The sequence below is a fragment of the Sorangium sp. So ce204 genome (assembly GCF_051526795.1).
Classification (GTDB): domain Bacteria; phylum Myxococcota_A; class Polyangia; order Polyangiales; family Polyangiaceae; genus Sorangium; species Sorangium cellulosum_B.
The window spans coordinates 2,502,213-2,523,418 of the sequence record NZ_CP150317.1 but is presented as its reverse complement, the minus strand read 5'-3'; the positions used below and the strand labels follow the sequence as shown (position 1 = coordinate 2,523,418).

The 21,206-nt window shown below is 72.5% G+C and carries 15 protein-coding genes; 6 read left to right on the top strand and 9 right to left on the bottom strand.

The window, feature by feature from the left end:
* Positions 1-13: 13 nt before the first annotated feature.
* From WMF22_RS09545 to WMF22_RS09530, 4 genes are all read right to left on the bottom strand, one after another.
* Positions 14-3,271, bottom strand: a complete 3,258-nt coding sequence (locus WMF22_RS09545; RefSeq protein ID WP_438035525.1) for an error-prone DNA polymerase — start codon at positions 3,269-3,271, stop codon at positions 14-16.
* A complete protein-coding gene (locus WMF22_RS09540) occupies positions 3,259-5,124 on the bottom strand; it encodes a DinB/UmuC family translesion DNA polymerase (RefSeq protein WP_438035524.1) in 1,866 nt (621 codons plus the stop codon). Before WMF22_RS09540 ends, WMF22_RS09545 begins: the two co-directional genes overlap by 13 nt.
* 13 nt (positions 5,125-5,137) lie before the next feature.
* Positions 5,138-5,938, bottom strand: coding sequence for a recombinase A (locus WMF22_RS09535; protein ID WP_437298785.1), 801 nt, complete (start codon positions 5,936-5,938; stop codon positions 5,138-5,140).
* 270 nt (positions 5,939-6,208) lie between these two features.
* Positions 6,209-7,366, bottom strand: coding sequence for a citrate synthase (locus tag WMF22_RS09530; protein ID WP_437298784.1), 1,158 nt, complete (start codon positions 7,364-7,366; stop codon positions 6,209-6,211).
* A 249-nt stretch (positions 7,367-7,615) separates the two neighbouring features.
* Between WMF22_RS09530 and WMF22_RS09525 the strand changes: the two genes are divergently transcribed.
* Positions 7,616-8,905 (top strand): citrate synthase family protein, encoded by a 1,290-nt coding sequence (locus tag WMF22_RS09525; protein WP_437298783.1) that lies wholly within the window; start codon positions 7,616-7,618, stop codon positions 8,903-8,905.
* Positions 8,906-8,918: 13 nt separating this feature from the next.
* On the opposite strand, the gene WMF22_RS09520 is transcribed toward WMF22_RS09525, so the two are convergent.
* Positions 8,919-10,865 (bottom strand): potassium transporter Kup, encoded by a 1,947-nt coding sequence (locus WMF22_RS09520; protein WP_437298782.1) that lies wholly within the window; start codon positions 10,863-10,865, stop codon positions 8,919-8,921.
* A gap of 58 nt (positions 10,866-10,923) precedes the next feature.
* Entirely contained in the window at positions 10,924-11,586 is a 663-nt protein-coding gene (locus tag WMF22_RS09515; protein WP_438035523.1) for a UdgX family uracil-DNA binding protein, read from the bottom strand.
* 149 nt (positions 11,587-11,735) lie between these two features.
* On the opposite strand from WMF22_RS09515, the gene WMF22_RS09510 reads away from it, so the two are divergent.
* The 4 genes from WMF22_RS09510 to WMF22_RS09495 all read left to right on the top strand — a co-directional run bounded on the left by WMF22_RS09510 (position 11,736) and on the right by WMF22_RS09495 (position 17,347).
* A complete protein-coding gene (locus WMF22_RS09510; protein WP_438035522.1) occupies positions 11,736-12,467 on the top strand; it encodes a TetR/AcrR family transcriptional regulator in 732 nt (243 codons plus the stop codon).
* A gap of 380 nt (positions 12,468-12,847) precedes the next feature.
* Positions 12,848-13,231 carry a hypothetical protein gene (locus tag WMF22_RS09505; RefSeq protein ID WP_012234367.1) on the top strand — a complete coding sequence of 128 codons (384 nt, stop codon included), beginning with the start codon at positions 12,848-12,850 and terminating at the stop codon, positions 13,229-13,231.
* A 184-nt stretch (positions 13,232-13,415) separates the two neighbouring features.
* Positions 13,416-14,096, top strand: a complete 681-nt coding sequence (locus tag WMF22_RS09500) for a hypothetical protein (protein ID WP_438035521.1) — start codon at positions 13,416-13,418, stop codon at positions 14,094-14,096.
* Positions 14,097-14,251: 155 nt separating this feature from the next.
* Complete coding sequence (locus WMF22_RS09495; protein WP_438035520.1) at positions 14,252-17,347, top strand: CheR family methyltransferase; 3,096 nt, start codon at positions 14,252-14,254, stop codon at positions 17,345-17,347.
* A gap of 5 nt (positions 17,348-17,352) precedes the next feature.
* Here WMF22_RS09495 and WMF22_RS09490 read toward each other — a convergent pair whose 3' ends face one another.
* From WMF22_RS09490 to WMF22_RS09480, 3 genes are all read right to left on the bottom strand, one after another.
* The gene (locus WMF22_RS09490; RefSeq protein WP_437298777.1) at positions 17,353-17,712 is read right to left on the bottom strand and encodes a gamma-glutamylcyclotransferase family protein; all 360 of its coding nucleotides are present in this window, start codon (positions 17,710-17,712) and stop codon (positions 17,353-17,355) included.
* The gene (locus WMF22_RS09485) at positions 17,709-18,080 is read right to left on the bottom strand and encodes a response regulator (RefSeq protein WP_012234363.1); all 372 of its coding nucleotides are present in this window, start codon (positions 18,078-18,080) and stop codon (positions 17,709-17,711) included. The genes WMF22_RS09490 and WMF22_RS09485 overlap by 4 nt, the downstream gene beginning before the upstream one ends.
* Before the next feature lie 512 nt (positions 18,081-18,592).
* Positions 18,593-18,997 (bottom strand): response regulator, encoded by a 405-nt coding sequence (locus WMF22_RS09480; protein WP_437298776.1) that lies wholly within the window; start codon positions 18,995-18,997, stop codon positions 18,593-18,595.
* Positions 18,998-19,490: 493 nt separating this feature from the next.
* Here WMF22_RS09480 and WMF22_RS09475 point away from each other — a divergent pair, with 493 nt between their 5' ends.
* Positions 19,491-21,197 (top strand): oxidoreductase, encoded by a 1,707-nt coding sequence (locus WMF22_RS09475; protein ID WP_437298775.1) that lies wholly within the window; start codon positions 19,491-19,493, stop codon positions 21,195-21,197.
* Positions 21,198-21,206 lie beyond the last annotated feature (9 nt).

The following is a 21,206-nucleotide window of genomic DNA, read 5'->3' as shown; positions in this document are numbered from 1 at the left end:
CGTCGGCGCGCCCTCACCGGTAGTCGCGCGATTTGAGCGCGATCTCCTCGCCGCTGGGCAGCTCCAGCCGATCGAGCTCGCGCGCGAGCACGTGGACGACCTCGCCCTGCCGCTCGATCCGCCCGGCGACGAGCAGGAGCGCCGCGTTCCTCGCCACGTGCTCGTACTCCGCGAAGACCTGCCGCTGGACGATGACGTTGACCACGCCGGTCTCGTCCTCGAGCGTCATGAACGTCACGCCGCTCGCGGTCGCCGGCCGCTGGCGTCCGACCACCATCCCGGCGACCCGCACGCTCTCCCCGTCGCGCGCGGCCTTGATCTCCTCCGCGGTCCGCACGCGCCCGGCCCCGCGCCGCCGCTTGAGCGCCCGCCGCACGTGCCGCATCGGGTGGTCGTGCAGCGACAGGCCCACGCGCCCGTAGTCCAGCGCGAGCTGCTCCAGCGGCCTGAGCGGAGGGAGCCCGACGTCCCGGTCCTGCTCGATCGGAACGCCCTCGAACAACCCCTCCACGCGGGGGGCGCGCGCGCGCCAGAGCGCCTCTCTCCGGGCAGGCACCAGCGCGGCGAGCGCGCCCGCTTCTGCGAGCGCCTCCACCTCGTTCTTCTTCAGCTCCGTGCGCCTCACGAGATCCGGGAGGCTCGTGAACGGCGCCTCCTCGCGCGCCGCCACGATCGCCGCCGCGGCCGCCTCGCCGAGCCCCTTCACGAGCCGCATGCCGAGCCGCAGCGCCGGGCCCGCCGAGGGCTCGGCGGAAGGCTCCAGGGTCGCGTCCCACGCGCTCTGCACCACGCACACAGGCCGCACGTCCACGCCGTGCCGCTGCGCGTCCTGCACCAGCGCCGACGGGCTGTAGAACCCCATCGGCTGCGCGTTGAGCAGCGCGCAGGTGAACGCCGCCTGGTGGTGGACCTTGAGCCAGGCCGACGCGTACACGAGGAGCGCGAAGCTCGCCGCGTGCGACTCCGGGAAGCCGTACTCCCCGAAGCCCTGGATCTGCTGGTACAGCATCTCCCCGAACTTCGCCGAGATCCCCTGCTCGGCGAAGCCCTGGATGAGCCGCCCGCGGTGCCGCTCCAGGCGCCCGTGCTTCTTCCACGCCGCCATGTCGCGGCGCAGCTGGTCGGCCTCGCCCGGCGTGTAGCCCGCGCCGACCATCGCGATCTGCATCACCTGCTCCTGGAAGAGCGGAACGCCGAGCGTGCGCTCCAGGATGGGATCCAGGCACGGGTGCGGGGACACCGGCGGCTCCTGCCCCGTCCGCCGGCGCAGGTAGGGGTGCACCATCCCGCCCTGGATGGGCCCGGGGCGCACGATCGCCACCTCGATCACCAGGTCGTAGAACTTGTTCGGCTTCAGCCGCGGGAGCATCGCCATCTGCGCGCGGCTCTCGATCTGGAACACCCCCACCGTGTCGGCCCGGCCGATCGCCTCGTAGACAGCCGGGTCCTCCGGCGGGATCTGCGCGAGCGCCGCGATCGGATCGAACGCGGCGCCTCGGCCCGCGTGGAACGAGACCCCTGCGGGCGCAGGGTCCCGTGCCGCGTCGACCAAGCGACCCGCGAGCCCGGCGTACCGGTCCGAGTGGATCAAGCCGAGCGCCTTGCGGATCGCCGTCAGCATGCCGAGCGCCAGGACGTCGATCTTGAAGAAGCCGAGATCGTCGAGATCGTCCTTGTCCCACGGGATCACCGTGCGGCCCTCCATCCGCGCAGGCTCGACCGGGGCCACCTTGTGCAGCGGCTCGGACGACAGCACGAAGCCGCCCACGTGGATCGAGAGGTGGCGCGGGAAGCCCTCGAGCGCGCTCGCCATCATGACGGCCTGCCGGACGCGCACGTCATCCGGATCGAGGCCCGCCTCGCTGACCCGCTGCTCGGTGATGTCCGCCTCGTGGTGATGCACGAGGCCGCTCAGCCGGTCGACCTGATCCGCCGAGAAGCCGAACGCCTTGCCCACCTCGCGGAGCGCGCTCTTGCCGCGGTAGGCGATCACCTCCGAGACCATCGCCGCCCGGTCGCGCCCGTACATCTCGTAGATCGCCTGGATCACCTCCTCCCGGCGCTCGTGCTCGAAATCGACGTCGATGTCCGGGGGCTCGTGGCGCTCCTCCGACAGGAAGCGCTCGAAGAGCAGGCTCGACCGGGCCGGGTCCACCGCCGTCACGCCGAGCACGAAGCACACAGCGCTGTTCGCCGCGCTCCCGCGGCCCTGGCAGAGGATCTGCCGCGCGCGCGCGATCTTCACGACCTGCTGCACGCTGAGGAAATAGGGCGCCACGCCGAGCTTCGCGATCAAGGCGAGCTCCTTCTCGATCTGCGCGCGCACCGGAGGCGGCGCCCCCTCCGGGTAACGGTCGCGGCAGCCCTCCTCGGTGAGGCGGCGCAGCGCCTGATCCGACGTCTCCCCCGGCATGCAGAGGGCGTCGCTCGGGAAGCTGTAGCGGAGCTCGGACAGCGAGAAGCGGCAGCGGGACGCGACCTCCACCGTGCGCGCGACCCAGGCCGAATGATCGCGGAACAGCGCCGCCATCTGCGCGCCGGACCGCACGTACGCCTCCGCGTTCGGCGCGATCCGCGTCCCCGCTTGATCGAGCGTGGTCTTGGTCCGGATGCACGCGAGCACGTCCGCGAGCGGCTTGCGCGACGGGTGATGATAGAGCGGGCGCGCCGTCGCCACCACGCAGGGGCCGTAGCGGCGCTCCGCCGCGAGGGCCGCCGCGACGCGCTCGCCGTCGCGGCGATCGAGGTGCTTCCAGGTCGCGACGAGCGCGCGCTCGCCGAACGCGTCGCGCAGCGTGCCGAGGAGCGCGCCGGAGACGCCCTCGGGCACGAGAGGATCGAGCGGCACGATCGCGGAGAGGCCTCGCTGCGCCGCCGCGATCGCCTCCGCCGAGATGCTCGCCATCCCCTTCTCGCACTCGGCATGCGCGATCGTGAGCAGGCGGCAGAGGTTCGCGTAACCCTCGCTGTCCTCGACCAGGAGGACCACCGACGGCCGGACCTCCGGCGCGCGCTCGGCGCCCCCGCGCGGCGCGCCCAGCGTCAGCTCGGCCCCGACGATCACCCGCTGCTCGACCTTCTTCGCCGCCGTGTGCGCGCGCACGCTGCCGTAGATCCCGTCGCGATCGCAGAGCGCGAGCCCCTCGAGGCCGAGCTCCTTGGCGCGGTGCACGAGCTCCTCGGGGTGCGAGGCGCCCTCCAGGAACGAGAAGCAGGAGCGGCCGCAGAGCTCCACGAACGGGACCGACGCGCCGGCGCTCACTCGCACCACCCCTGCAGGAACGCCTCGCCCGTCGCGCGGTCGACGTAGATCCACGCTTCGCCGCAGGAGCTCGCGCTCGCGCCGTCTCGAGGAGGGCGCAGCTCGCCGAGGCGCGCCGGGGCGGCCTTGCCGGACGGAGAGCCCGAGACGAGCCAGGCGCGCGCGTAATCGCGCGACGCCGGCGTGGGCGTCCACCACTCCACCGCGTCGATGCGCATCACGAAGGAGAGCCGCTCGATCGCGTAGAGGTGCCGATCGACGGCCACGATCGCCCCGCGCCCCACCCGGCCGAGCGGGATCGGCTGCGCGAGGAGCCGCGCGGGCTCCAGCGCCGGCGCGTCCGCGCCCCCGGCCTGCTCGGCCGCGCCCCGATCCGCCGCGGTGCGCGCGCGGGCCGCGGCGGACGCGCGCGTCATGGCCGCCTCGCCGGAGGCCGGCACGAGCCGCGAGCGCGCCTCGGGGCGGTGCGCGTCGGCGATCTCCAGGATGCCCACCCGCTCCTGGCCGATCTCCGCCGAGAGCTCGGCCAGGAGCGCCGGCAGGCTGTCGGGATCGACCGACCGGTCGCGCGACAGATCGAGCTGCACCCGGCGGGCCCGCGCGATGCGCGAGGCGATGACGTGCACCCCCACCGCGGGCGCCGCGAGCTCGATCCGCTCGAGCCTCGCCTTCAGCGGACGGAGCAGATCGCCCGCGTCCGAGAGGGGCACCGGCATGTCGACGTGGAAGCGCAGCGAAGGGCCGCGCCCGTCGTCTTCCAGGAGCGCCGCGGCGGCGTCGTCCTCGCGCTCGCCGAGGCGGAGCCGCGCGATCGAGCGATCGTAGGCGATCGCCACGTTGAGCCGCCCGCACGCCTCCCCGCGCGCGGCGAGCCGCGACGCGATCCGCGACGTCATGCCGCGCAGCACGAACAGGAGCGACTCGGCGCTCTCGATCGGCTCGTCGAAGAGCACCTCCTCCTCGAGCAGTCGGGGCACCTCGAACGGCAGGAGCGGCACGGGATCGCGGCCTGCGAGGAGCTCCATCACGTCCGCCGTCCGCGGCCCCAGCCGCGCCGCCACCTGCGCCCGCGGGAGGCGCGCGAGATCCTCGACGCGGAGCACCCCGAGCCGGACGAGGAAGCTCGCCACCTCGCGCTCGACCGGGAGCGCCTGCACCGGCAAGGGCCCGATCGCCTGCGCCCCCTTTCCTGGCGGCGCGATCGGGGCCTCCGCCCCTCCCCCGCCGTCCGCGTGCGCGCCGAAGCGCGCGAGCGCCTGCGCGAGCCGCGGCCCGTCGGCGATCGCGAGCCGCGCCCGGTGGCCGAGCGCCGCGACGCGCTCGCCGAGCTCGCCGAGCAGCGCCTCCTCGCCGCCGACGAGGTGCGACGCCCCGGTGATGTCGAGCCACACCGTGTCGTACGGGCCGTCGCCCCACGGGCTCCGCGCCTCGCTCGCGGCGCGCTCGGGAGCGCGGCTCGCCCGCGCCGCGCCGGCGCGCGGGGCGCCCTGCTCGCCGAGCTGGATCGCCGCCGTCGCCCCGAGCCCGAGCGCCACCTCGGCGACCCGGCCGAGCGCCGCGTCGATCTCGGCGAACGTCACCCGGTGGATCGCGAGGTGGGCGACCAGCGCCGCCGCCTCGACGACCTTCTGCCCCGGCCTCACCCCGTACCGCCTCGCCTCGTCGTCGACCACGTCGATCACCGCCGCCGGCGCCTGCGGCTCGCGCTCGGGCTGCGGGGCGAGCGCCGCGCGGCGGTCCTCCTCGCCCCCGAGGATCACCGCGAGCGGCGCCTTCCCGCTCGGCGAGACCGGCCCGCGCTGCTTCACCAGCTCGCACGCGAGCTGCGGGAGCACGATCGCCACAATGCGCCTCACCGCCATCGCCTCTCCTCCCTCACGCCCGCGACAGCGCGGGCCGCGGCTCGCCGCCCGCCGTCCGCTCTGCCTTGTCCCCGGGCCGCTCCCCGAGCACCACCGGGGTCGGCGAGGTCACGCGCCCTCGGCGGTCCTTGGCGACGCGGACCATCAACCGGTTCTCGGCGACCTGCTCGAGCTCCAGCCGCATCGCGACCGGCAAGGGCATCGGCCGCGCCGCCTGGCGATCGGTGAGGAGCAGGATCGTCCCGTCGCTCCCCTCGATCGCCAGGGCGAGCTTGCGCACCACGTTGACCCAGCGCGCGAGGTCCTCCTCGCGGCGCCCCGCCCCGGGCGCGCTCCGCTCCCCCTTCCCCGCGCCCTGGCCGAAGGCCCCCGGGACCCCGGCCACGTCGATCACGAGCACCGCGAACGCCCGGCTCATCGCCATCCGCACCGCGACCTTCGCGAGCACCTCCGGCGGGGGCCGCACAACGAGCAGCCGGCTCAGATCGACCTGCGCGCGCGCGACCGCCGGCGCGTAGAGCGAGCCGCTCGGGTCGATCCACGCGCACCACGCCCCCGCCGTCGCGCTCGTCCCGCGCAGCCGCGCCTCCGCTTGCGCCGACGCGCACGCCGAGAGGGCGAGCGAGGTGGAGCGCCCCAGCCCCCGCGGCGCGGCGAGCTCCACCACCCCCCCGCGCGGCAGCCCCCCTTCCGGGAGCGCGTCGTTGATTTCCCGCAGGCCGAGCGGGAGCGTCTTGGCGCGCGCTTCGAACTCGGGGAGGGTATGGCGCAGGAGGTCCCGGGCAAGCGGAGCGGCAAGAGCGGCGGACGACATACTGAACACGATAACAGTGCCCCCGCGAGGCTGCCAACTTTGCAGGACGAACAACGTCCTACCCGCGCCCGGCGCGTTCTCCTTTTGTCCTTCGAGGGCTGTGGAACGGCCTCTCCGGCAATTTCTGTGCGGATAGGATGGAAGGACGACGGGGGTGAAGTGAATGCCGTCACGGACTCTTCAATAAGTCCGACCTGGGCAGGTCGACCTCGTGGCCGGCACGAGCGCTCCTGCCAGCAGCCTCACCGCGCGCGCGGCGGGCCCGACGCCTCAATGCGGCGGAGCTGCCGCTCCAGGGACGCCCCCGATGTAGCGTGAGCTCGGGCGAATGAGCCGCCCCGCGCGCCGTTGCTCGTCGATGTGCGCGCACCAGCCCGCGACCCTGCCCGCCGCGAAGGTCGGCGCGAAGAGCGCGCGGGGCAGCCCGAGCGCGTCGAGCAGCACCGCCGTGTAGAACTCGACGTTCGCGCGCAGCGGGCGCTCCGGGTGCCGCGCGCGGAGCGCGGCCTCGGCCGCCCGCTCGACCTCACGCGCCAGCGCGAGCCGTGCGCTCCGCGCGCCGCCTGCCGTCCGCTCGAGCCGCTCGAGCCGCTCGATCGCCCGCTCGAGCACCGCCGCCCGCGGATCCCTCACCCGGTAGATCCGGTGGCCCATGCCCATGATCCGCCGGCCCGCCGCGAGCTCGGACTGGATCCAGCGCTCGGCGGAGCCCTGGGGCGGCGCGCCGCCCTCGCCCGCCTTCGCCGCGATCGCGTCCAGCATGTCGAGCACCGGCCCGGGCGCGCCGCCGTGGAGCGGCCCCTTCAGCGCGCCGATCGCCGCGACCACCGCCGAGATCGCGTCCGACCCCGTCGAGGTGACCACGCGCGCGGTGAAGGTGGACGCGTTCATGCCGTGGTCCGAGACCGTCACGAGGTACGTGTCGAGCTCTCGCGCCTCGGCCTCGCTCGCCGCGGCCCCCCGCGCCATGCGCAGGTAGTCGGCCGAGAGCCGGAGCGCCGGATCGGGCGCGACCGGCGCCTCCCCCGCGCAGCGCCGCGCCCACGCCGCCGCGAACGTCGCCACCGCCCCGGCGATCGCCGCGGGCGGGACGTCGCCCGAGAGGTGCGCGACCGCGGCGCGGATCGCATCCATCCCGTCGCCCGCCTGGAGCGCGTCCCCGAGCCGCCCGAGCAGCGCAAAGGCCCTCGTCCGCCCCTCGGCGATCGCTCGCCGGAGCGACTCCCGCTCCGCCGCCCCGGGCAGCGCGCCGCCCCAGAGCAGCCCGCACGCGTCCTCGAAGGTCACCCCGCCGCCGCCGGCGAGCTCCTCGACGTCGTGGCCCGCGAGGGTGAGCCTCCCCCGCTCTCCGTCCACCTCCGAGAGCCGCGTCTCCGCCACCACCACGCCCTCCAGGCCGCTCGCGAGCGGCGCCGCCACATCCCTCATCCCGATCACCTCCGCTGACGACATCTTGGGCACCGCACGAGGTTGATCAACCTTGATTGTACAATCAACCATGCACGGCCTCGAAGCGCGTCGAGGAAGAATCCCGGAGGATGCCGAGGAGGGCGGTGCTAGGAGGAATGGATGTCGCCGATGTCGCCGATGTCGCCGATGTGCCGATGTCGCCGGCGCGCGCGACGCCGGCGCCTCGTGCATCGGAGGACAGGATGGATGCAACGTTGATGGGCGCTCATGGTGGATCTACCTGACTCGGGTCAGCGGCCCTCGGCGTACGTGACCGGCGCCGAGGCGGCGGAGCTGCTCGGCGTGAAGCGGGAGACGCTCTACGCGTACGCGAGCCGGGGCGTGCTCCGGGGGGTGCCCGGCGGGCGAGGGCGCGCGCGGCTCTACCTCCGGGCGGACATCGAGCGGCTCAAGGCGCGGCACGACGCGCGCGCCGGCCACGGCCCGGTCGCCGCCGAGGCGCTCCGGTGGGGCGAGCCGGTGCTCGAGTCGGCGCTCACCGCGATCGGCCCGCGCGGGCCCGTCTACCGGGGCAAGGAGGCGGTCGCGCTGGCGCTCGACGACGTGCCCTTCGAGGCGGTCGCCGAGCTGCTCTGGACCGGCGAGCTGCCGGCGGAGGGCGCGCCGGCGGCGCGGCCAGGCCGGCCGAGCGTCCGCCCGGCCAAGCTCGCGGCGCTCCTGCCGGAGGGCGCGCCGCCATTCGTCGCGCTCGCGCTCGTGGTGCCCGCGCTCGGCGCGCACGACGCGACCCGCCACGTGGGCGCGCCCTCGGGCGACGGGCGCATCCCCACGGGCGACGCGGAGCGCGCGCGGGCGCGGGCCCTCGTGCGATCGCTCGCGGCGCTCGTGGGCCTCGGGCGGGACGCGCGCAGGGCGACCGACGCCCTCGAGGCCGACGGAGCGGCGCGGCGGCTGCTCATCGCCCTCGGCGCGAACCCCTCGAAGAAGGCCGAGCGCGCCGTGAACCGCGCACTCCTGGTCTCGGCCGATCACGAGCTGAACGCCTCGACGTTCGCGGTCCGGGTGGCCGCCTCCACCGGCGCCGACCTCTACGCCTGCGTCAGCGCGGGGCTCGCCGCGCTCTCCGGCCCGAGGCACGGCGGCATGACCGACCGGGTGGAGGCCCTGGTCGCCGAGGCAGGCCGGCCCGAGCGCGCCGCCGCCGCGGTCCACGAGCGGCTGCGCCGCGGCGAGCCCATCGCCGGCGTCGGGCACAGGCTCTACCCCGAGGGCGACCCCCGCGCCCAGCTGCTGCTCGACACGGCCCGCGCCCTCGCCCCGCAGAGCGCGGCCTTGCGCACGGTGCTCGCGCTCGTCGACGCGCTGCGCGACGCCGGCCTCGATCCGCCGTCGCTCGACCTGGGCCTCGTCGCGATCGCGGCCGCGCTCGGCCTGCCGGCCGGCACGGCGGCCGCGCTCTTCGCGGTGGGGCGCGCCGCCGGCTGGATCGCCCACGCGTTCGAGCAGCGGGAGGCGGGGTACATGCTACGGCCGCGCGCGCGGTACACGGGGCCCTGAGCCCCGCGCCCTCCTAAAAATCCACCTGCATTCCGAGCTCGACCACGCGGTTCGGGGGCAGACCGAAGTACGCCGTCGCCGGCCGCGCGTTCCGCGAGATGAAGGCGAACAGCCCCTTGCGCCACCGGGACATCTTCGAGCGCCCGGTCGTCAGCAGCGTCTCCCTGCCGAGGTAGTAGCTCGTCCTCCCGAGATCGATGTCGAGCCCGTGCCGCTTGCACCCCTCGAGCACCGACGGCGCGTTCGGCGTCTGCATGAAGCCGTAACACGCCGTGACCTGGTAGATCCCCTCCCCCCGCGGGATGACCGTCGTGCGCCGCTCCGCCGGCACCTCCGGCACGTTCGTCACCTGGATCGAGAGGAGCACCACCTGCTCGTGCAGCACCTGGTTGTGCTTCACGTGGTGCAGCAGGATCGGCGGCGTGCCCTCCGGGCTCGACGCCATGAAGACCGCCGTCCCGCGCACCCGGTGCGGCTTCACGCGCTTCACGTCCTCGAGGAACATGTCGAGCGGCAAGATCGCCGACTTGATCGCCTCGGCGAGGTGCTTTCGCCCCGTCTTCCAGGTCGTCATCACCGTGAAGATCGCCGCGCCCATCACGATGGGCACCCAGCCCCCGTGGAAGAACTTGGCGCTGTTCGCCGCGAAGAACGCGAGATCGATCACCAGGAAGAGCCCGGCCAGCGGGAGCGACTTCCAGACCGGCCAACCCCACGTCTCCCGGGTGACCACGTAATAGACCACCGTGGTGATCCCCATCGTCCCCGTGACGGCGATGCCGTAGGCAGCCGCGAGCGCGCTCGAGTTCTTGAAGGTGAGGACCAGCACGATGCACGAGATGAGGAGCCCGCTGTTCACCTCGGGGATGTAGATCTGCCCCGCCTCGTCCTTCGACGTGTGGACGACCGTGACACGCGGGAAATACCCGAGCTGCACCGCCTGCTGGGTGAGCGAGAAGGCCCCGGAGATGAGCGCCTGGGACGCGACGACCGTCGCCGCCGTGGCGATCGCCACCGTGGGGTAGAGCGCCCACGACGGGACGAGCGCATAGAACGGGTTCGCCGCCGCGGTGGGGTCCGCGAGGAGCTTGGCGCCCTGGCCGAAATAATTGATGAGCAGCCCGGGCCAGACGATCGTGTACCAGGTGTACTTGATCGGCACGCGGCCGAAATGCCCCATGTCGGCGTACAGCGCCTCGCCGCCCGTGATGCAGAGGACGACCGCGCCGAGGATCAGGAAGCCATGCAGTTGGTTCTCGGCAAAGAAGCTCACCGCGTAGGTCGGTGAGACGGCCCGGAGCACTCCGGGGCTGCGCATGAGCTCCTTGGCCCCGAGCAGCACGAGCGTGACGAACCACACGAGCGTCACCGGCCCGAAGATCGACCCGACCCCGGCCGTGCCGCGCTTCTGCACGAGGAACACGGCGAGCAGCACGCCGCAGGTGATGATCGGCACGACGGCAGGGTCCAGCCTCGGGATCGCGACCTCGAGGCCCTCCACGGCCGAGAGCACCGAGATCGCTGGCGTGATCACGCCGTCGCCATAAAGGAGCGCCGCGCCGAAGAGGACGAGGAGCACGAGGAGGCCGCGGCCCTCGCCCTTGCGATCGCCGCTCGGGACGAGCGCGAGCAGCGCGAGGATGCCGCCCGCGCCCTCGTTGTCGGCCCGCGTGATGAACGTCACGTACTTGACGGTCACCACCATCATCAGCGACCAGAACATCAGCGAGAGCACCCCGAGCACGTTCGCGGGCGTCGGAGCGACGTGGTGCGGGCTGCTGGGGCTGAAGCACTCCTTCATCGCGTAGAGCGGGCTCGTCCCGATGTCGCCGTAGACGACCCCGAGCGCCGCGAGCATCAGCGGCCACATCTTCTTCGAGCTCCCCAGGTGGGCGCGCTCGGCCATCGGAGAGGACGCGGGGCGCTCTGCGGCAGGGGCCGGTCGTGGGCTCATCGTCATCGCGGGCGGATCCTACTCCATCGAGAGCGCTCCTCGTGAGGAGGCGACGCGCGCCGGCTCAGCCGAGCGCGCGCGCCGCCACGGTGAGATCCTCGATGAAGCGGGAGAGCTCGGCTCGCCTCGTCGCTTCGTCCGGCATGCGGAGGATCGACGCGGGGTGCACGGTCGCCAGCACGCGCGGCGCGAGCGGCGAGGCGACGATCCTGCCGCGCTCGCGCGTGACCCGGAACGAGCCGCCGAGCAGCGCCTGCGCCGCCGTCGCGCCGAGACATACCACGATCGCCGGCTGCACCACCGCGATCTCCGCGGCGAGCCACGGCAGGCACGCGCGGATCTCGCGCGCGTCCGGCTTCATGTGGACGCGGCGCTTGCCGCGCGGCTCCCACTTGAAGTGCTTCACCACGTTGGTCACGTACGCCCGGCGCCGCTCGATCCCCGCCGCCTCGAGCGCGCGATCGAGCAGCTGCCCCGCCGGGCCCACGAACGGCTTGCCGGCCAGATCCTCCTTGTCGCCCGGCTGTTCGCCGACGAGGAGCACGTCCGATCGCGCCGCGCCCTCGCCGAACACCGTCTGCGTCCCGCGCTCCCAGAGCGGACACGCCCGGCACCGCGCGGCGGCCTCGCGCAGGCTCGGCAACGAAGGAGGGCTGGGGACGAGCGCCGCCGCCGTCGCCTCGCCGGCGCCGCGCCCTGCTGCATTTCGTCTCGCCACGGTCGTCATGACCGCCTCCGCAGCATCGCTCGTGCCATGGGCGACGCGGCGCGGTCGAACGCGCCGCGTCGCGAGGAGCGCGGCCGACGAGCGTCTTGACGGCTTCCGGCGGCCTTCCCATAGTGCCCCGGTCCTCCGACGTTGACCGACCAGTCAGAATGCCCCGCCTTGCCGATCGCCGCGCCAGGATCGAGCTGCTCCGCGCCGCCGAGGCTGCCTTCACCGAGCGCGGCCTGGCCGCCGCGAGGGTCGAGGACATCACCGAGCGCGCAGGCGTCTCGAAGGGCGCGTTCTACCTGCACTTCCAGAGCAAGGACGACTGCTTCAAGCAGATCGTCGAGACCTTCATCGCGCGCCTCGCCGACTGCGTGGAGCCGCCGCCCATCGTCTTCGAGGCCGAGCGAGCGTCGGTGAACGAGTACTTCAAGCGGGTCCTCGCCCACGACCTCGAGGTGCTCGAGTTCTGCTGGCAGAACCGGGCGCTCCTCAGGATGATGCTGGCGGGAGGCGGTGGGACCCCGTACGCCTACCTGATCGACGAGTTCGCCCAGCGCGTCGCGCGGCAGGTGGAGGGCCGCGTCCGGTACGCGATCGACATCGGCCTCTACCGGCGCGATCTGGAGCCCAGCGTCATCGCCGCGCTCATCTCCGGCGCCTTCGATCGCCTGGTGCGCAAGCTCATCGACGCGCCGTCCAGGCCAGACATCGCCGCCTGGGCCGCGCAGGTGCTCCAGCTCTTCACGCACGGCCTGCTCGCCCCGGAGGTGCGCGCCGTCGCTGACCTGTCGGTCATGAAAGCCCCCCCGCGCAGCGCGCGGCAGACCGCCGACCCGCCGCCTGCCTCAGCGTCGAGCAGCGAGCGCCGGCGCTCCAAGGCCAAGGCGACCTAGGCGGCCTGCGTGACCCAGAGACGACCTGCGTGACCCAGGCGACCCGGACGTAGGGCTTTGCCTGAACAAAACAGCCGGAGGCTCAGCGGTGCCAGGACAGCTTACAGGGAATCCCTGACGAGCGATTCCATATCGCCCTAGCGGTCGGTCGGGCAGCAGCTGAGCTACAGCTAGCGGTCAACGGGATTTTCGGCGGGACAGTGAGGGGGTGGAGCGAGGAGCCGGAGGGGGAACCGCTCGGGCAACTCGGGAGGAGCGCAGCCTTGGGGAGCGGTCCTCCTCGTTCAATCGCGCCAGGCTGACCGTCGCGCGCTCTGGCCGGTCGCAGGCACTCTCTGGACGGCTCTCCGCAGAAGAACGGAACTGTCGAGGGGGGCGGGATGGGCAACCAGACGGGTCGTGATAGACGGTTAATCCAGGAGCTGCTCCGGCAGACCTGCCGCTCGATCCAGTGGCGCGCGGACACCGCAAGGTCGATCGCGGACAGGATCGACGTCGCCCTCGCCGAGCACGCGCTCCACGTCTCCACGCCGGACGTCGACCTGCGCGTCCGGCTGACCAAGGACTTTGCGCTCGCCATCGCGATACGCGTGCTGTCCTTCGGCGAGGACGCCGAGGAGTCGCTGAGCAAAGCCCTGTGTCAGGACAGGTCGCTCATGGCGGAGCTCGTGAAGGCAGAGTGGCAGCTCGTGCGCACCGCCTGCAGAACAGCCGAGCAGACCGCCGGGAGGCTGGTGCTGCTGACGGCGGTACCGGAGGCGTGAGACCGCTAGCAGGACGCGCGCCGAGAACTCGCGCCCTGGGCTCACGGCGCGAGATCCGTGAGAATCTCATGGAGCGGGGGGCTCGCCCGCTCGGCCCGGCGCCATGGCGAGCCGCACCCCGGGAGCTGCTATCAAGAAGAGCGCGGACACCGCATGACGCGACCGGGCCCACGAGGCGATGGAGATGGCGCCCCAGACCAGCTACAGCATTTACGTTCGCTTCCGGGGCAGGCGGCTCGCGCTCACGAAGCACATCCGCTCGCTCGAGGCGGCCCGGTCCGCGCTGCAGGCCTTGCGGGCAGAGCGGTTCCACGACGCCGATCAGGTCTTCCTCGTCAACGACGCGACGAAGCAGATCGTCGACGAACGGGGGTGGGAAGACGCCGGGGGGCCCGCGGAGGATCAGCAGATCAGCGCCAACCTCCGCCTTCCGACCGATGGCAAGCGCGCGGAGCGCACGCAGGAAGCCGGGAACGACGAGGCGGATCGATCGCTGCGAGGGGCGCAGGCTCCCGCGCTGCTCGCGGCGCCCGACGCGCTCGCGCCGCCGCTCGCGGCGCCCGCCGATCACCTGGCGCGAGCCGAGGGCGAGGCGCGGCGCGTCTCACCGGAGAGGAGGTGGTCCGGCGTCGAGAACCTGGAGCCGCCGCGCGCACGCCTGCGCCGCGCGATGGAGGCAGCCCAGGTCGCCCGAGCGCGCCACGACGCCGCGCTGGAGGCCATGACCAGGCTCCAGCCCGGCGGGAGGATGGATGAAATGACACTGACGAGGCTCAACGATTCTGCCCGAATGGTATCCGACCGATCCGCACACATCATCGAGCGGATCGAGCAACTCCTGAAGCGCCTGGAAGGCGCGCGCTGATATGGTGAGATGACCGTGAGGCGCCGTGTCCCATGCGCGACATGGACGACGACAGCCATCGTTGATCGACCGCCCACCGGAACCCTGGCTTAGTCCCTGTCAGGCTCTCGCCGCCGCGAGACGCGTGAGAGAGCGCCCAACCGTTCAAGCCGACAATGCCCGAACAGAAGAAGTCACGCCGGACGCAACTCGGGGCACCGGGCCCGAGCGACGCCGCGCCCCAGGCCGGCAGGGCATCCGCGCCGGGGCGCGCGCCGGTCCCGCCCGAGGACGCCGGCGAGAGCGCCGCGGCGGGCGGGCCGCGCGCCGAGGGTGAGCTGCGCTTTCCCGTCGTCTGTGTGGTCGCTTCGGCCGGCGGACGCGGCGCGATCGCGGAGCTCCTCCGGCGGTTGCCGAGCAGGGATACCAGCCTCTCTCTCGTCCTGATCTACAGCGCAGATCCAGGGGAGCTCCCCCTCCTCGAGCTCGTGGCGCAGAGCAGCCCTCTCCCTGTGGCCGAGCTCCGATCGGAGATGAAGCTCGCGCCGGGTCGCGTCCAGGTCCTGCCCCCGGAGGCGCAGGCGACGCTGGCGGGGCTCCGCGTCGAGCTCGCGCCGCGGGGCGAGGGCGGCCCGGGCCCTGGCGATCTCTTCCTGCGCTCGCTCGCGGGCGAGCTGGGGTCGGGCGCGGTGGCCGTCGTGCTGTCCGGCGCCGGGAGCGACGGCGCGCTGGGGCTGAAGGACGTGAAGGCCGAGGGCGGGGTCACCTTCGCGGAGAACCCGCGCGGCGCGGAGCGGCCCGCGCTCCCGCGGAGCGCCATCGCGGCGGGAGGCGTCGACTTCGTCCTCAGCGTCGAGGAGATCGCGGCGGAGCTCGTGCGGATGGGTCGCCCCGGGCACGTGCTCGCTCCATGGCTCAGGCAGGGTGCGCCCCTCGGCATGGACGCCGATCTCAGCAAGCTCCTCAGGCTGGTTCACGCCGCGGTGGGCGTCGACTTCAGCCAGTACAAGAAGAGCACCCTGAGGCGGCGCATCCAGCGGAGAATGACGCTCCATCGGCTCGCCACCCTCCAGGATTACCTGGATCATTTGAGAGCGCACCCCGGCGAGATCGAGGATCTCTACCAGGACCTCCTCATCAAGGTCACCACGTTCTTCCGCGATCCGGGCGCCTTCGCCGCGCTGAAGACCCACGTGTTCCCGGTGCTCATGCACGGCAGGCCGCAGGACTCCCCTGTTCGCATCTGGGTGCCGGGCTGCTCGACGGGCGAGGAGGTCTACTCTCTCGCGATCTCGTTGCTCGAGTTCCTCGAAGCCGACGCGACCGATCATGCCATCCAGATCTTCGGCACCGACCTGAGCGAGGCCGCCATCCAGCAGGCGCGGTCCGGCATCTACATCGAGAGCATCTCGATGGACGTCTCTCCCAGCCGGCTGCGCCGCTTCTTCGTCAGGGTACAAGGCGGCTTTCAGGTCAACAAATCGGTCCGCGATCTGTGCATCTTCTCGCGCCACAACGCCGCGGCCGACCCGCCCCTGTTGAAGCTCGATCTCACCAGCTGCCGCAACCTGATGATCTACCTGGAGCCGAGCCTGCAGCGCCGGCTGCTGCAGACGTTCCACCAGGCCCTCAAGCCCACGGGGTTCCTGCTCCTCGGCTCGTCCGAGAGCCTCACCACGGCGCCCGATCTGTTCGGGGTCGTGGACAGGACCCACAGGATCTTCTGCAGGCGCGCCGCGTCGGAGGCGGCTCACCCGCTCGCCCTCAGCGCGCCCGCTCTGCCCGGCGCGCCGGTGGTCGCGCTGGCGTCGGAGCGGCCGCGGGAGCCCGAGGGGCTCGGCATGGATGCGGTGCGCAAGGAGGCCGACGCCATCGTCATGGCGCGCTATGCCCCCGCCGGCGTGGTCGTGGACGAGGAGATGCAGATCGTCCAGTTCCGGGGCAAGACGGGGCCCTACCTCGAGCCGTCACCGGGCGACGCCAGCCTCCACCTCTTCAAGATGGCCCGAGAGGGGCTCGTCCTCGGCATCCGGGCCGCCATCGACGCGTCGATGAACTCGGGGGCGATGGCCCGCAAGGAGCAGCTCAAGGTCAGGCAGGACGAGAAGATCCGGTACGTCGACGTCGAGGTCTGGCCGCTCAAGGTGCGGCTCCCGCAAGGGCGCTGCTTCCTCGTCACCTTCTCCGAGTCGGGCGCCGCGCAGCTGGACCGGCAGGGCAGCGACCCGGCCCCGAGCGACGCCCAGAAGGATCTGGAGATCGTCCAGCTCCGCAGGGAGCTCGTGACCACGAGGGAGTACCTCCAGTCGCTCATCGATGAGCTCGAGGCGACGAACGAAGAGCTCCTGTGCACGAACGACGAGATCCTCGCGAGCAACGACGAGCTGCACAGGGTGAACGACGCGCTCGAGGGCGCCCACGACGAGCTCGAGTCGGCGAACCAGGAGCTGACGACCATCAACGAGGAGCTCCGCAGCAGCAACGTCGCGCTCGGCCTCGCCAACGACGAGCTGCGCAAGCTCCTCGGCGGCATGAACATCCCGATGCTGATGGTCGACGCGGATCTACGGATCCGCCGGGTCGCCGGCGCCGCCGACAAGCTGCTCGGCCTCGCCGCGAGCGACGTGGGCAGGTCCATCCTCGAGGTGAAGTCGAGGAGCGTGGCCGACATCGCGCCGGTCGTCGCCGAGGTGCTCGGCACGATGAGCACCGTCGAACGGCGCGTCGAGGACCGCGACGGGCGCTGCTATCTCATGCGGGCACGCCCTTCCCGGACCACCGACGACGAGGTCGACGGCGCGGTGATCTGCTGGCTGGAGAGCGATGCGCCGAGGCGCGCGGCGCGCGACCTCGCGGGCGCGCGCGACGGCCTCTCCGCCGTCTTCGAGGTGCTGCGCCATCCGTTCCTCCTGCTCGACGGGGAGCTCCGGATCCGGGCGGTCACCCGGCGCTACTGCGAGCAGTTCATGGTCCCGCTCGGGGACATCGAGGGACGATCGCTCTCGGCCATCGACGCCGGATGGAACACCCCGCAGCTGGAGCAGCAGCTCCGGGACGTGCTCCACCGCCGCGCCGCGCTCGTCGACTTCCGCCTCGAGGCCGTGCTCGCGCACGCCGGCCGCAGGACGCTCTCGTTCTCAGCCTTCCGGCTCCAGGCCGACGAGGGCGAGCTCCCGGCCCTGCTGCTCGTCGTCGAGGACAGGACGGCGCCCGAGATCGACCCGGCCGGTCCACCCGGGCTGCGGCCAGCGCGCCGCGCCGGCCCCGGCTGACCCGCTCATCGCCGCCGTGTCCGCCAGTCCCCCGAGGCGATCCGAGGCCACCCGAGCGCCTGCCCCGCGGGCATCAGGTAGGCCTCGCAGAGCGCGCCTCCATGGAGCTCGATCGGCTCACGCCTGAAGAGGTCGGGGCAATCCTCGTAGAGATCGAGCGAGGGCAGCGCCTCCGGGTCCGGCTCGTACAGCTCCCCGAGGACCGCGACCGAGCCCCCGCGCACGAGCGCCGGGTAGGCGCCGAGATCGGCGAGCTCGAACGACGGGGCCGTGCGGGCGGGCCCGAGGCACCGCGCGCGCCCGAGCAGCGCGTGCGCGCGCTCGCCGCGCATCAGCGTGCCGTAGACGAACAGGCGCGCCGTCACCGGCAGTGCTGTTCGACCGCGGCGAGCAGCTGCTCGAGGTTGATCGGCTTCTTGAGGAACTGCGCCGCGCCGAGCGAGGACACGAACTCGTCGCGGCCCGTCGCCGAGATGATCACCACCGGGATCGCGGCGAGCTCCGGATCCTTCTTCTGCTCCGCCCTGAACTGCCAGCCATCCATGATCGGCATCATGAGATCGAGCAGGATGAGCCCGGGTCTCGGATCCGTTCTCAGCGCGCTGAGCGCCTCGCCGCCGTGCGCCGCCGACGCGACGGCGTACCCCTCCTCCTGCAGGAGCTCGGCGAGGGTCTCTCGAATATCCGGATCGTCATCGACAACGAGGATCCTCTTCAAGGGAGTGGCAGGCACGGTGCATCAACCACTATGCGAAAGCCTGACGTCACGGCGAAACAGGGAAAGCCCTGAATCCCTGCTCGGGTTCCGCTTGATGAGGCTCTTTCTGCGAGGAAGGGGGCTCATGAAGGTCTCTCTACGTCTCTCTACGTCTCTCTGCGTCTCTCTCCGGCAATCAGCGCCGCAAAGACGCCTCGGAGCGGAGCCCGCTCCCGCGTCGCCCGTGCGGCCAACCAACCACGCGGGGTCGACGTTGGTTGAGCCGGCAGCTCTGGCAGGCGGGTACGGGCGTACGCATTACGGCGATCGATCGTCGGCGGTCGAGCCCGATGTTACAGCACGGTGACGCTCCGGCGAAGCCGCTCTGTGCCCGATCTGCGGCCAGCCAGGGTGAGCGCAGCGCGGCCTGCTCGCCATCCACCACGTCATGAGCGGCGATCCTACCACCGGCGCCGGGGGGCGCAGCAGCCCGGCGTCCGCCGGAACGACGGCCCGAGGCGCTCGCGACGCGGTCCGAACGGGCAGCGTCAACGGTCGATGTCTGTTGATCCGCGCGAGCCGAGCGAGCCGAGCACCACCTTCGAGAGGGTGCCCAGCAGGACGTCGATGTCCACCGGCTTCGGGATGAGCGCGGCCGCATGCAGCCGCTCGGCGATCGCCTGCATCTCGTGGGGGAGGCGGGCGGAGAAGATCATGAGGGGCGAGGGCGTGCCGAGCCCCTCGATCTCGGAGACGAACCGGTCCGTCGTCATGCCCGGCATCGTCAGATCGAGGAGGACCGCGTGGAAGCGCCGCTCCGCGAGCGCATCGAGCACCGCGCGCGCGGTGGCGGTCAGCTCGACCTCGTACCCTTCCAGGGTCAGGAGCTCTTCCAGCATCGTCGCGGTGTCAACGTCGTCCTCCGCAACCAGGATCACGTGCTTGCCACACATGGCTCCCCTCGGCTTTCTTCAGTAGCGGGGGTCGCTCGCCAGGGCAGCGCGCCCTCTCTTCCCCATGCTGGGCGAGGACGGGATGGGCGCTCGACGCTGCCCGAGCCTCCGCTGGCCAGCAGCCAGCGCAGCGCGAGCAACCTCGGTGATGCCCCCGGTGTGACGAATCGTCCGGACACACCGAAGCGCTCGCCGCGGTGCGCCACACGTACGACCACGCCACCAGGTGCGCAGCCCGACAGTCCGCCGCTGTCTGCCGATCCAGTACGTTCCGTTCCCCCTCTCCCGCCCAGGGCAGTATGAAAGCCCGACTGCGCGCCGGATGCAACTCCGGGTAGAAGGAGCGACTCCGGGCGCGAGGAACCGACCGGGGGGGTGGGGAGTGAGAGCAGACAGAGAGCGCGAACGGACTCCCCGACAGGGGAGACACCCTGGTAGACTCTCATGGATGCCTGGCGAACGCCGCGTCGCGCTACTCGCGATGGAGCCAACCATGCCGGACGGTGGGGGAGCGCCGTCCAGCCATGGAGTCCGTCGTGTCGAGGCCTCCTTGCTCGCCGATCCGGACCTCGCCGGCGTACCGATCCACGTGATCGACGCGCAGACGAGGGATCTCGACGCGTGGGTCGCGGAGGTCGAGACCGTGGACGCGGACGTGGTCGGCCTCGCCGCGCACGTCTGGTCGTTCCCCACGTTCATCGAGATCGCGCGCCACCTGCAGCGCAACCGGCCGGGGCGCACGATCGCCCTCTGGGGGCCCCTCGCGCGCCCCGCGATGTTCGCGCTCGCGCCCTGGCGCGACGCCACCGCTTGCATCGACGCCCTCGTGCACGGCAACGAGCTCACGTTCCGGGACATCGTCCGGCTGAGCGAGCGCTCTCCCGATGCGCTGCGCGCCGTGCCGGGGCTGCACGTGTGCACCGCCGGCGGCTGGGTCTCGACGGGCGACCCCCTCTACGTGGCGCCCGACGCGCTCCCCTCGCCGATCCGGATGAAGCTGCTCCCGACCGATCGCATCGTCCCGCTCGAGATCTGCCGCGGGGGCGCCATGAGCTGCGCGACGTGCGGCGTCTCCGCGGGCGACGCCGGCGGCGTCTTCTCCGAGGCCTACCTCGTCGAGGAGCTGAGCGCGCTCCGCGCCGCCGGCGCGCCGGGCGCGCAGATCGTCGACGCCCCGCTCAACCTGAGCGCGGAGGCGTTCCGGAACCTGGTGGCCGCGGAGAAGCAGGTCGGCTTCTTCAAGCAGGCGACGCTGACGGCATCGATCGATCCCGAGCACGTGCACGACGAGCACCTCGAGTTCCTCCGCGGCGTCGCGCGTGTGTCGCTCGACGCGCGGCTGCCGCCGCTCAACAAGGAGACGGGCGACGGCACGCAGCGCCCCTTCAGGGAGTCGAAGTTCGCGAAGGTGATCGAGGAGCTCTCGACGTTCACGGACATCGAGGTGGACATCCTCCTCGGCCTCCCGGGCGACGGTCCGATCACGTTCCGGCGCACGCTCGAGCGCGCGCGCGAGCTCCCGTGCAAGGTCCGCATCTTCCACAGCCTCGTCCTTCCGGACGACCTCATGGTCCGCGCGCCCGCCTCGTTCGAGCTCCGCTTCGACCCCTTCACGCTGATGATGCGCTCCTGCCTCGGCTGGTCCGAGGACGCGCTCTCTCGCGAGCGCAGCCGCCTCATCGAGATGGCCTACCGCGAAGGCGGCGAGATCACGCCGGACATGTGGTCGTTCCCCGGGCCTCGGGAAATGCGGCGGCCCGCGATGCCGCTCGGCAGCGGCGTGGTCCCGCCGGGCGCCGAGATCCGGGTCGAAGGCGCGACGACGCTCGCGCCGGCGGGTCAGGACTTGCAGCGCGTGCTCGAGCTCGGGATCAAGGAGGCGACCTCCGGCGGGTGGACGTTCGTGGAGGCCTCGGCGCGCCCGGGCGAGATCGTCGTCATCATGAAGACGCGCGACGGCGCGCTGGTCGTCGAGATGCGCCCCGCCTCACCCACGGAGAACGCCTACAAGGTCGTGGACGGCGTCGCGTTCGGCTACCGCTCGCCGCGCGGCGTGAAGATGAGCGACGGCGCGCTCCGCCTGCTCGATCGCGTCCTCCAGCGCCTCCACGCGCCGGCGCGCACGGCGCTCGGCCTGTCGACGCAGGACGGCGGCCCCGGCTCGGCGCGCGTCCGGCGCTTCCGCGCCACGCCCTCGTGACCCCCTCGC